The organism is Virgibacillus natechei (assembly GCF_026013645.1).
In the GTDB taxonomy this organism is placed as follows: Bacteria; Bacillota; Bacilli; order Bacillales; family Amphibacillaceae; genus Virgibacillus_L; species Virgibacillus_L natechei.
On the sequence record NZ_CP110224.1, the window covers coordinates 433,805 to 446,470 of the forward strand.

Consider the following 12,666-nt stretch of genomic DNA (forward strand, 5'->3'; position numbering starts at 1 on the left):
ACTCTAACTTTCGGGGGTTGGTACTATTGCGGTAGTTTTTATGTTTTCTCTTAAGTGAAAATGTGTAACGTTTCTATCCGTTTCACGGCTTCTCTTAAACGCTCTTCATCCACTAATAGTCCAACTCTTATGTATCCCTCTCCGTGTTCTCCGAAACCATTACCTGCTGCAACAGCGACATCAACCTTTTCCAGTAGCAGATCAGCAAAGCCTTCACTCGTATAGCCTTCAGGAACCGGGAGCCATGCAAAAAAGGAACCTTTTGGAGCCTTCACTTTCCAACCAATACGTTTACACTCGGTAATAAGCACATGGCGGCGTTGCTCATAAAGGGTAACTAAGTCCTCTACACAGGACTGGTCTTCTGTGAGTGCTGTGACGGCAGCTTCTTGCACAGCAGGAAATAAACTTACAAATAAGTGATCTTGTATAAGATTAATAGCTTCAATCATTTCTGCATTTCCAACAGCAAACCCAACGCGCCAGCCTGCCATATTGTATGTCTTCGATAATGTATATAGTTCGATGCCGACTTCTTTAGCACCATCTGCTTGCAAAAAGCTTACTGGCTTTTCATCATCAAAACCAATTGCACCATAGGCAAAGTCATGAACAATTCCTATATCAGAATCTCTAGCAATTTTCACTGTATCTTCGAAAAGTTTTATAGAAGCAGTAGCGCCTGTTGGGTTGTTCGGATAATTTAAATATAATAATTTGGCTTGCGTCTTTTGTTTGTCGGTAAGCGCATCATAATCTGGTAGAAAGCTATTTTTCTCCAGTAAAGGCATTGTTTCATAATTTACTCCTGCAAGACTAACGCCTGACAAGTAATCCGGATAGCCGGGATCTGGTAGTAGCATTAAATCACCATCATTCATCAATGCGAGCGGCAACTCAACCAATCCAATTTTTGCTCCAAATAAAATGGCTACTTCCGTATTGGGGTCGATATCTACGTCGTAATGGCGTTTATAAAAACCAGCTGCAGCTTCTTTCAATTCAGTAGTCCCTCTGAAAGGGGAGTATTTGTGTGTTTTTGGGTCCTCGGCAGCCTGTTGTAGTGCTTTTACAATATGGGGTGGTGTTGCCTGGTCTGGATTTCCCTGTCCTAGGTTAATAATATCCCGTCCTTCAGCAACGGCGTTTGCTACTTTATGGGTAAGTGCAGCGAAGAATTGATCAGGTAAGTTTTTCAATCGATTGGAAAAATGCATGATGATACCCCCTATTTCTAGATCCTTATTTGTATATGTACGTTAAGAGTGAACTACAATGCAAACCCTGTGGCGTTATGATACTACGGGGTTTGCATTGGATTTGAAATAGAACCCATGAATAGAATTGCGTCCGTTTCATCATCCGTGATGGTTATGAAAAATGGGCGATTGACTTCCATATGAAATGGCTCGTCGATGGGCGCTGAGGTTATCTCCATTTCTACAGATGTAGCTGCAGCCGCTTCTGTTCCTTCTTCATTAACATCAATAAATGTTTTTTGTTTTACCTGGCTAATCCATAAAGGGTCATCTTCTTCGATCATTTTCGGAAAATTTGCATCTTCATCAAATGCTGACTCCATCCCAAGTTTCTCTAACGTTTCATTCAATATGGTCTCGTATTCTAGTTGGAATTTAGGTAGCATAATGGTGCCTTCTTTTGTATCGAACTGGGAGCTCCATGCCGTCCAGTTTTCCTCCGTGAGCATTGCCTTGAATTCATCTACACTGGAATTCTCCCTTGGAAGGAACACGTTCATACTCATCTCTTCATCACCATAAGGAAGAGTCACTGCTTGAAAGCTTTCATTTTCCATATAAGCTAAATCTTCGCTTTGTGTCATGAGCGGGACATCTTTTGTTGTGCCGTCGTCCAAATGAAAAGTTCGTTCCTCAGTCTTATTCTCATCAAATGCATACGTCCAGTCGCCCTTAAAGTAAATAGCGTTGATGAGTATGGCTACTAAGTCAGGATTTAGAGGAGAATCTACAATGTTGTCAATTTTATCGTTTGTCATATCTGTAACCCAATCATTTATTCTCTCAGCAGACTCATTATCGGTTATATCAATTTCATGAATTTCTGCATTAAAATAGTCTTTATTATTTTGAGCGAATTCGTCTTGAAAATGAAAAAAATCGTTTAGCCAAATCGAGTTGGCAACATGCAGTTGAAAGTGGTCAGAATCTCTATGAAGCATGGACATTAAAGAAGCATTCGCTTTATTCCATTCGTCTATATCCATTCCTTCATTCTGCAAAACGTTCGCCATTTCTTCTTTCGTCACACCATCTGCGCCGTTGTATACCATGGATAATGCCATCAATAAACTAGTAGGAGAAACAAATGAATTACCATTTTCATTCGCTTCAACTTCTGTTATTAATGAAAATCCTAATGCATTATTGGAGGGGATGATGGACTTATAATCATCTTCGTTAAAATCAGCATCGGTCGACAAACCGAAATCATCTGTATGTTCTTCGTTTGCACAGGAAACAGCGATTAAGCAAATGCTTACTAAAAGTGAGAGTAGTATTATGTTCTTCAATGCATAACCAGCTCATTTCTTTGTTTAATTAACTGAATATTTAATCAAAATATCATATGTAACCATTTGTGTCAAGGACGCATAATCTCCTTATTTTCATCAAACAATTAAAACAAGGAAAACAGAGTTGTTTTAATCGAAATGACTGTGGTAGCAAGTATGTATAAAGCTAGAATCACTATTCATTCATCTTAACACAAAAAATTCACACAAAACATTATAGACTTGAAACTTTACCGTCTGGTTAGTATAGTTAATATATAAAATTGTTTAAGAGGAGCTTATAAATGGGCCGAAATTCTAGGAAAATAGAAATACTGACTGCTGCATCTAAGGTTGTAAGTGAAAAGGGTATTTTCAACTTGACATTAGAAGCTGCTGCTGTAGAAGCAGGTATTAGCAAAGGAGGACTACTCTATCATTTCCCCTCTAAAGAAGCTCTAGTTGAGGGAATGGTTGAGCATTTAACGAATAATTACAGAGAAAAAATTGAATATAATGCAGACATAGACCCAGAGGAAAGAGGGCAATGGCTCCGCGCTTATATCAATGTTACGTTCAATCAAACGTACCAAAACAAGGATATGAATGCTGGATTATTGGCAGCAAAAGCAGTAAATTCTAATCTGCTGGACCCAATGCGAGAATTATATACAGATTGGCAAAGCGAAATTGAAAATGATGGACTAGACCCTGTTAAAGCGACAATTATACGCTTAGCTGTAGACGGGATTTGGTTATCGGAACTATTTGATATTCATCATATTGAAGAAAGTAAAAAGGAAAACATTTATAAAGCACTAATAGATTGGGCCAATGAATAACCCCTAATATGAAATGAAAAACACCATCAATGAGATGGTGTTTTTTTCGTGACAGGCAGTCGGACTGTTCCCCACCCGCGGCCATTCGTTCCGCACCCAATCGTGTTCATCCCGCGCTGGCGGCCATTCGTTCCGCGCTCCCTCCATTTCATCCCGCGCTCGCAGTCATTTGTTCCGCGCTCCCTCCCGTTCATCCCGCGCCCGCAGCGATTTGTTCCACGCTCTCCTCCCGTTCATCCCGGACACCCAGTATATAATATTTTTTAGCGTTTTTTTGTAAATCTTTTTAAGCTTGTCCTGTCAGTAAATAGAGGGGGTTTGAAAATTAATTGAAAACCTTTTCCATTAGAAAACAAGGTTGCAATATAAACCGTCTGGATGGTATAGTTTTATTTGTGTTAATGAACCGTCCAGACAGTACAGTAAATATGTAATAATAAAATAATCTTTGTGAGGGACAATACAGTTAAATGTATAGTAATAAATTAATCTATCGAGGAGGATTTAGAAAATGAATAATAAAGTTTTATTAACAGCCGCAGTAACTGGAGCAGGAGAGACAACGAAGAAGAATACGCATGTGCCGGTGACTCCAAAAGAAATTGCAGAATCAGCGATTGAATCAGCGAAGGCAGGTGCAACGGTTGCTCATGTCCATGCACGTGATCCAAAGACAGGAGGAGTTAGTCATGATACGGAGCACTACCGAGAAATTGTAGATCGAATTCGTGATTCAGAAACAGACGTCATTATAAACATTACCGCTGGTGGTGGTGGTGATTTTATACCAAGTCTAAACACACCGGCTGCTGGTGGCGATGGAACAGACATACAAACACCAGAACAAAGACACGAACCTGTGGGGGAATTACTCCCAGAAATGTGTACGCTGGATTGCGGGAGCGTTAACTTCGGTAACATGATCTATTTAAGCCCTACGGATTGGTTGAGAGATCAGGCAACATTGATTAAAGAGAGCGGCGTAAAACCAGAGCTCGAATGCTTTGACACGGGGCATATCCGTTTTGCTAAACAGCTAATTGATGAAGGGCTTATTGAAGGAGATCCAATGGTACAGTTCTGTTTAGGTATTCCATGGGGAGCAGAAGCAGATGCTGAAACAATCATGTATATGAAAAATCGTCTGCCGGATAATGCGCATTGGTCAGCATTTGGAATTGGCCGCATGCAGATGCCTGTTCTGGCACAAACAGCTATGTTAGGTGGAAATGTACGTGTGGGGTTAGAAGATAATTTATATCTTAGTAAGGGTGTGTTTGCTCGTAATGATCAACTAGTTGATAAAGCAATTCATACGCTAGACGGTAACGGATTTGAAGTGATGACACCTCAAGAAGCACGTGAACAATATGGACTTAGAAACCTCAATGGGGGGAAATAAAAAATGAATCAACTAAAGGAAGAAATTAAAACGGTAGCCGTGATTGGTACAGGAGTTATTGGGAATGGCTGGATTGCTAGGTTTCTAGCAAATGGTCATGACGTGATTGCTTATGATCCTGCTCCAGGTGCAGAAGAAAAGACGCGTCAAGCAGTGGAACTTGCTTGGACATCTTTACTAAAAATTGGACTTGCTCCAGGTGCTTCAGTTGATCGCCTGCAATTCGTTTCAACTATTGAAGAAGCAGTTAAGGAAGCTGATTTAATTCAAGAGAATGTGCCTGAACGCGAAGAATTAAAGAAAAATGTACTAGCAAGTATCGACTATTATGCTAATCCTGAGGCAATTATTGGTTCAAGTACTTCTGGCATTATGCCTAGTAGATTGCAAAAGGACTTAAAACATCCAGAGCGATTGATTGTGGCACATCCTTTTAATCCAGTCTACATTTTACCACTTGTGGAGCTAGTTGGTGGTCAATTAACCGAATCCTCTGTTATAGAGCGTGCAAGCCGTTTTTATCAATCGGTACAAATGAAGCCATTAGTGGTGCGCAAGGAAATTGAAGGGCATTTAGCAGATCGTTTGATGGAGGCATTATGGAGAGAAGCTTTGCATCTCGTTAATGATGGAATTGCCACTACGGAAGAAGTAGATGCAGCAATTGTCTACGGTGCTGGGTTACGTTGGGCGCAAATGGGTCCATTCCTTACCTTCCATTTAGCAGGTGGAAATGCTGGTATGCGTCATATGCTGGAACAGTTCGGGCCTGCGTTGAAGCAACCATGGACAAAATTAGAGGCACCTGAATTAACCGACGAGTTGAAAGAGAAAGTTATTGAAGGCTGTGAAACGCACGCAGGTGATTCTTCAGTCGCCGATTTGGAAAATAAACGTAATGAATTTCTCGTCAAAGTTCTCGAGTTAGCAGAGGAGTACTGGCCAGCAACGAACAGTGTATCAAAAATATAGGGGATTAAGAAGGAGGATCATTATGGTGAACCAGCCATTTATTTATCAAGCTCATGTGCACAGCGAATGGGTCGACTATAACGGCCATATGAATGATGCAGCATATGCAAAAGTTTTTAGTTTAGCTGTGGATGAATTTATAGATTATATTGGATTAGATGCACAAGCTCGTACGGAACATGCTTATACCATTTTTACACTAGAAACACATTTATGCTATTTACAGGAAGCGAATGAAGGGGAGCAGCTTCATGTAGAGGTGCAATTAATGGATGATGATGCGAAACGTCTACATGTTTTCTTTACGATGAAAAATGCTTCTGGGGATTTAGTAGCGACCAGTGAACAAATGTTAATGGGGATGGATACAGATGAAGGCAGACCTGCTCCTTTTCCTGAACCGGTAGCTGTCGCCATTAAAGCATTACGAGAAAAGCAAGCGAATCTAGAAGTCCCTAAACAAGTAGGAAGACGTATTGGGATAAAGCGAAAATGATTTCGATTCGGATCAAGAAGAGAGATGGTTTATGAATAAGATTGAAATAAATAATCTGACGAAGATCTTTGAATCTAGGTTTAGGTGTGAAAAGGAAACACAGAACTGATAGACAAAGGGTGACCAAATAAAAACAGGAATACCATCATGGTGGTATTCCTCAGCTTTAACTGGTAAAGCTGTCAATCAAGAAAATACAACATGGAGGTGTTTTTACCTTGTTAGAGTTTAAGCATGTGACAAAGAACTATAAAGACGGTCAACCGGCTGTTAATGATTTAAACCTTAAGATAGGTAAAGGAGAGTTTGTTTGTTTTATCGGACCAAGTGGTTGTGGAAAAACAACTACGATGAAAATGGTAAACTTATTAATTGATATAACAGAAGGTTCCATTTTGATAGATGATAGAGATATAACGGATCAAGACCCTGTGGAATTGCGTCGCTCCATTGGCTACGTTATTCAGCAAATTGGCCTTATGCCACACATGACGATTAAAGAGAACATCGTGCTTGTCGGAACACTCTTAAAGTGGACTGAAGAGTGGAAAGACAGACGTGCCAAAGAATTGCTTCAATTAGTGAATATGCCGGAAACGTATTTAGATAAGTATCCACACGAGTTAAGCGGGGGGCAGCAACAAAGAATTGGTGTACTACGTGCGCTCGCAGCTAATCCACCACTCATCTTAATGGACGAACCATTCGGAGCACTTGATCCGATTACCAGAGATTCCTTGCAGGAAGAATTTAAAAAACTACAAAAAGATTTAAATAAGACCATTGTTTTTGTTACCCACGATATGGATGAAGCACTGAAGTTAGCAGATAAAGTTGTTATTATGCGTGAGGGTGAAGTAGTTCAAGCTGACAGTCCTGACGAGATTTTACGGAATCCTGCTGATGATTTCGTTGAAGAATTTATTGGGAAAGATCGTTTGATCCAAGGTCGTCCTGACGTAACAACGGTTGAACAGATTATGGGTGGTTCCCCAGTTACGATAGAAACCTCGGAAACATTGAAAGCAGCTATTTCAAAAATGCGCGAAAAGCGTGTTGACTCCCTTCTTACTGTGGATTCAAATAATGTATTAAAAGGCTATATTGATGTTGAAATGATTAATTTAAGTTATAAGAAGGCGTCCTACGTTCATGAGGTTATGGATAGTGAGGTATTCTCTGTATTAAAAGATAGCAAGCTTCGAGATACGATGCATAAGATGCTGCGCCGTGGAGCCAAATATGTGCCAGTCGTAGATAATTCTGCTCGCATTGTCGGTATAGTTACCAGAGCAACCCTGGCAGATATGGTCTATGACACAATCTGGGGCGAGGGCTTAGAAATTGATGACCCCGTTGCTACCAAAGAATAGGAGGGTTATAAATGAATGAGTTTTTTTCAACACATGGAATGGATCTATTAATTAAAACAGGAGAACATTTATATATTTCTGCAGCAGCTATTATTCTCGGCATCCTTGTGGCTATTCCGCTTGGGATTATATTAACACGAATTCCAACATATGCAGACAGGCTCATTTCTTTTATTGGGATTTTACAGACTATACCAAGTCTTGCTATTCTTGCGTTTTTCATTCCGCTACTAGGTGTAGGTAAATTTCCAGCAATTATAGCATTGTTCTTTTACTCTGTTTTGCCGATTTTACGGAATACGTATACAGGGGTTCAAGGTGTTAATAAGAATGTGCTTGAAGCTGGAAAAGGCATGGGCATGAACACCCGGGAATCCATTTTCAAAATCGAATTGCCGCTGGCGCTTCCGGTTATTATGGCTGGAATACGTTTGGCTACTGTTTATTTAATTGGCTGGGCAACGCTTGCTGCATTTATTGGCGGTGGTGGTCTAGGTGACTTTATTTTTGATGGTATGAACTTGTATCAGCCATCCCTAATTATTGCTGGGACAGTTCCTGCTACAATTCTTGCATTGCTTGCAGATCGAATGATTTCATCCATTGAAAGAAAACTGACACCTGAAGGATTGAAAGATACGTATCAAACAACATGAACATGGAGGTGACTACCGATGAGAAAAAAGATGAGGCTTATTTTAACAACGATGATGACCGTTCTTATCATTTCGGGCTGTTCCCTGCCAGGCTTAAGCGGACCTTCAGAAAACACCATACAAATTGGGGCACTCGGAACATCCGAATCGGAAATCATGGCAGAAATGCTATCACTTATGATTGAGAGAGAAACGGATTTAAATACAGAGCTTGTAACACACTTAGGATCTTCTATTGTACAGCATCAGGGCATGGCTACAGACGATCTTGATCTTACATCCACTAGATACACGGGAACAGATCTAGCGGGGGTGCTTGGACTGGACCCTGTAAAAGACCCAGATAAAGCGATGGACATTGTTCAGACTGAATTTGATGATCAATTTAACCAAACATGGGCACAGTCTTACGGATTCGAGAACAGCTATACGCTTGCAGTGACTCAAGACTTTGCGGAGGCAAACGATCTGGAGGCGATTTCTGACTTAGAGCCTTACGCTGATGACTTACGATTTGGTGTGGATAACGCTTGGATTAACCGCGAAGGTGATGGGTATAACGGATTCATAGAAACTTATTATGAATTTGGTGATGTGTTTCCGATGAATATTGGTCTTGTATATCAAGCTGCTGCAAGTGGGCATATGGATGCGGTACTTGCCTATTCATCAGATGGCCGGATTCAAGAGTTTGATTTAAAAGTTCTTGAGGATGATTTACAATTTTTCCCTCCTTACGATACGTCACCGGTCATCCAGAATAAAGTACTTGAGGAGCATCCTGAAATCGGGTCTATTCTCGATAGACTCTCTGGAACAATTTCAACGGAAAAGATGCAGGAATTGAATAATAAAGCCGATGCGAGGCTTGAAAATCCCGGGAAAATAGCTGAAGAATTTCTTGAGGAAAATAACTATTTTGAAACAAGTGAGGGGGCAGTTGAATAATGGAAACTTTAGAACAGTTGATGACGTATGTTTCCCAAAATAGCGGTTATATATGGACCCAGTTTTATCGACATTTTCTTATGGCTGCCTATGGCGTTTTATTTGCAGCACTTATCTCTATTCCATTAGGTATTCTCATTGCCAAATATACGAAGTTAAGTAGCTGGGTTCTAGCATTCGGCAGTATTATTCAGACGATACCAGCGCTTGGTGCAATGGCTGTATTAATGGTTGTCATGGGACTAGGAACAACTACGGTCGTAACAACATTATTTCTTTATTCCATTCTCCCGATTACACAAAACACATATGTAGGGATGAAAGAAGTGGATAGATCGATTATTGAAACAGGGCGCGCTTCCGGAATGACTCCTTTCCAGCTTTTACGTATGGTTGAATTACCTTTAGCTATCAGTGTTATTATGGCAGGTCTTCGAACAGCGCTTGTTGTCGGAATTGGGATAGCAGCTATAGGGGCTTTTGTTGGTGCAGGTGGACTTGGTGCTATTATCTTGCGTGGTACAAATGCTACTGATGGAACAGCTATCATTCTTGCTGGTGCGATTCCAACGGCATTAATGGCGATTATTGCTGATTTAGTAATGGGATTGATAGAGCGAAAATTGAACCCAGTTAAGACGTCAAAACCCTAAACAAGCCAGTACACAAAGGAGACTCTACACGTGGTAAAAAAGAACTATATTTTTGAACAAGATGTGACGTGCCGATTATCTGACGGAACCATCCTTCGCGGGGATGTATACCGTCCAGATGATCACGAACCTCATCCTGTACTCATGTTACGGTTACCTTATGATAAAAGAACGCCTCGTTATTATGATGAATATTTAGAGGTGCCACGAATGGTACAAGCAGGTTACGTGGTTATTCTTCAAGATGTACGGGGACGTTTTGCATCCGGGGGAGCATTTTACCCATTTATTCATGAAGGAAAAGATGGGTACGAATCTGTAGAGTGGGCAGCTAAACTTCCTTATTCAAATGGGAAGGTTGGTTTATTTGGCATGTCTTATCATGGTTATACGCAACTTGCCGCAGCCGCTGAAAAACCTCCCGCCTTAAAAGCAATCGCCCCAGTTATGACAATGGCGGAGCCTTGGTCAGATATGTTAGACGGTGATTGTGGCGCCAGTGATATCGGGAACTTCTATACATGGACACTGGAATCGATACTTCCCGATCAACTGGAACGTCGTGGTAACCAGAAATCTGAAAAGGTTCAAGCCTATATCGAAAAACTACCTGAATTACTAAAATACAGGCCTTTAAAAGAGGCTCCGCCTATAAAGGAACTGGATCCAAATTCATTTTTTTTTGATGTTGTGAACCAGAAAGTTAGCGAAGATACTGTTAAGCGTATGAATTTGCGAAAGAGTTTACAGGAAGTTTCCATTCCGGCACTGTTTATCGGCGGCTGGTTTGACGGGTTATTAATACCAACACTGAAAGCCTATCAAGCCTACGGTGGTGAGCGTATGCTCTGGATAGGCCCATGGACACATGAAGCGATGAGCGGACGGGCAGGGGAGAAATTCTTTGAGAACAGCGCAGTCCAAATGGGCGTTGATCGCGTCAAAGATCCAACGGAACTTCATATTAAATGGTTCGACAAATGGTTGAAAGACAAGCCATTATCTATCGAAAAGCCTGTCCATCTTTATATGGCCGGCCAGAAAAAATGGCAATCCTTTGAAAAATGGCCGCCTGATACAAGTACAATAGAATTCTTTCTCCATAGTGAAGGAGCGGCACAGTCACGTCATGGTGATGGGCGCCTTCTAAGGAATCCATCTGACGTGCAATCCATGAACCAACTCAAGCTTGATCCGGAAAATCCTGTACCTACACGTGGCGGAGGTGTTCTTCTGGCTGGACATGACTCAGGCATGTTTGAACAGGGAGATATTCAGGATCGCGAAGATGTGCTTGTTTTCACAAGCGAACCACTTGCAAAGGAATTGAACATTTTAGGAATAATTCAAGCTAAGGTCTGGGTTTCTTCTGTCACACCGCTGATGGATATCTTTGTACGCGTATCGGATGTCGAGCCATCGAATAAGGTATATAACGTTGTCGATACGTTTTATCGTGAACCTGTGAAGAATATAAATGAACCGTTTTATATCAATCTTGACATTAACCATACTGCATATCGCTTCAAAACGGGGCATTGCGTACGTGTGGAAATTGCTGCGAGCAATGCCCCACGCTTTGATGTGAATCTCAATAACGGACAGACATCAAAAACAGCTTCTGGAGGGGAAGTAGCTTTTGAGACGATTTATCATGGAGATGAATATCCGTCACGACTGGTCCTGCCAATGAAGGAAAAGTGAAACCATAAGTAAATAGTATAAGCTGCGAGGGACTGACTTTACGAAGTTGGTCCTTTTCGGGTTATTTGATATTATATTAGTACTGGTATATCAATGGAAGTAATTATAAAAATGCTTCTTTAATTTATAATATATTGGGTAGAATGTTTGCTTCATTTGGAAAAGAAAGTACAATGTAAGAAGCGGGCGCTGATCAAGCTCGTAGTATTTTTTGCAGATAAGAAAGCATAAAAACCTTCTTACTGCATAAGTGCAACTAAGGCTATGCCATGAAGCTTGGCGATAAGCCAAGTTTACTAAAGTGAGGGAGTATTGATTACGTGAAAATTCCTATTCTATATGAAGATAATCATTTGCTTATTGTTGAAAAGCCGATAAATATACCTGTACAAGCAGATAACACAAGGGATAAAGATTTACTTACATTACTTAAGCAGGATATTAAAGTTCGTTATCAAAAACCTGGGAATGTCTTTCTTGGGCTTGTCCACAGGTTGGATCGCCCCGTCGGAGGTGTAATTGTATTTGCGAAAACTTCCAAGGCAGCATCCCGAATGTCCGATGTGATGCGGAGGCAGGCGATTGATAGAAGTTATTTAGCTGTTGTAAGAGGGGGTCCTGATAGAGAACAAGCAAAATTGGAGCATTTTCTGAGCAAAAATCAGCAGGAAAATAAAGTATATGCGGTTCCGTCCCATCATAAACAAGCCAAGAAGGCATTACTTTCTTACAAAACGTTAGCCCAAACGAAACAATTGAGTCTGTTATCGGTTCAACTTCAAACTGGGCGATCGCATCAGATACGTGTTCAGCTAGCAGAAACTGGAACCCCAATCTATGGGGATCAAAAATATGGATATCATGTAAACCAGCCTGGACAGCAAATTGCTTTATGGGCGCATTCTTTATCCTTCGAACACCCAACGAAAAAGGAAAGGATTACAGTTGATTCGCTTCCACCAAGAGAATATCCCTGGAACCTTTGGCAGGATGTGTATCCAAATAAGAACCGTTAATTAGTCTAGCATGGTTTAACAGCTGAAAGGCGTTTCTTAATCTAGGTATATCCTTCTTATGGTTTATATAA

Annotated in this window: 12 protein-coding genes; 10 read left to right on the forward strand and 2 right to left on the reverse strand. The window is 40.8% G+C overall.

Annotation, left to right across the window (positions count from 1 at the left end; genetic code table 11):
• Nucleotides 1-50: 50 nt before the first annotated feature.
• Together OLD84_RS02530 and OLD84_RS02535 are read right to left on the reverse strand one after the other, a co-directional pair.
• On the reverse strand, nt 51-1,217 hold the full coding sequence (locus OLD84_RS02530) for a pyridoxal phosphate-dependent aminotransferase (RefSeq protein WP_209461566.1): 1,167 nt from the start codon (nt 1,215-1,217) through the stop codon (nt 51-53).
• A gap of 83 nt (nt 1,218-1,300) precedes the next feature.
• Entirely contained in the window at nt 1,301-2,551 is a 1,251-nt protein-coding gene (locus OLD84_RS02535; RefSeq protein WP_209461567.1) for a serpin family protein, read from the reverse strand.
• Between the two features lie 287 nt (nt 2,552-2,838).
• On the opposite strand from OLD84_RS02535, the gene OLD84_RS02540 reads away from it, so the two are divergent.
• From OLD84_RS02540 to OLD84_RS02585, 10 genes are all read left to right on the forward strand, one after another.
• Nucleotides 2,839-3,375: a TetR/AcrR family transcriptional regulator gene (locus tag OLD84_RS02540; RefSeq protein ID WP_209461568.1), complete on the forward strand. Its 537-nt coding sequence runs from the start codon at nt 2,839-2,841 to the stop codon at nt 3,373-3,375.
• 511 nt (nt 3,376-3,886) lie between these two features.
• Nucleotides 3,887-4,777 (forward strand): beta-keto acid cleavage family enzyme, encoded by an 891-nt coding sequence (locus OLD84_RS02545; protein ID WP_209461569.1) that lies wholly within the window; start codon nt 3,887-3,889, stop codon nt 4,775-4,777.
• 3 nt (nt 4,778-4,780) lie between these two features.
• Nucleotides 4,781-5,749 carry an L-carnitine dehydrogenase gene (locus OLD84_RS02550; protein ID WP_209461570.1) on the forward strand — a complete coding sequence of 323 codons (969 nt, stop codon included), beginning with the start codon at nt 4,781-4,783 and terminating at the stop codon, nt 5,747-5,749.
• Nucleotides 5,750-5,771: 22 nt separating this feature from the next.
• Nucleotides 5,772-6,245, forward strand: coding sequence for a thioesterase family protein (locus OLD84_RS02555; RefSeq protein ID WP_209461571.1), 474 nt, complete (start codon nt 5,772-5,774; stop codon nt 6,243-6,245).
• A 218-nt stretch (nt 6,246-6,463) separates the two neighbouring features.
• Complete coding sequence (locus OLD84_RS02560; protein WP_209461572.1) at nt 6,464-7,618, forward strand: betaine/proline/choline family ABC transporter ATP-binding protein; 1,155 nt, start codon at nt 6,464-6,466, stop codon at nt 7,616-7,618.
• Between the two features lie 11 nt (nt 7,619-7,629).
• Complete coding sequence (locus tag OLD84_RS02565) at nt 7,630-8,274, forward strand: ABC transporter permease (protein WP_209461573.1); 645 nt, start codon at nt 7,630-7,632, stop codon at nt 8,272-8,274.
• Between the two features lie 18 nt (nt 8,275-8,292).
• On the forward strand, nt 8,293-9,222 hold the full coding sequence (locus tag OLD84_RS02570; RefSeq protein ID WP_209461574.1) for an osmoprotectant ABC transporter substrate-binding protein: 930 nt from the start codon (nt 8,293-8,295) through the stop codon (nt 9,220-9,222).
• Nucleotides 9,222-9,875, forward strand: a complete 654-nt coding sequence (locus OLD84_RS02575) for an ABC transporter permease (protein ID WP_209461575.1) — start codon at nt 9,222-9,224, stop codon at nt 9,873-9,875. The genes OLD84_RS02570 and OLD84_RS02575 overlap by 1 nt, the downstream gene beginning before the upstream one ends.
• Before the next feature lie 30 nt (nt 9,876-9,905).
• On the forward strand, nt 9,906-11,579 hold the full coding sequence (locus OLD84_RS02580) for a CocE/NonD family hydrolase (RefSeq protein WP_209461576.1): 1,674 nt from the start codon (nt 9,906-9,908) through the stop codon (nt 11,577-11,579).
• 320 nt (nt 11,580-11,899) lie between these two features.
• A complete protein-coding gene (locus OLD84_RS02585; RefSeq protein ID WP_209461577.1) occupies nt 11,900-12,595 on the forward strand; it encodes an RluA family pseudouridine synthase in 696 nt (231 codons plus the stop codon).
• The last annotated feature ends 71 nt before the right edge of the window (nt 12,596-12,666 follow it).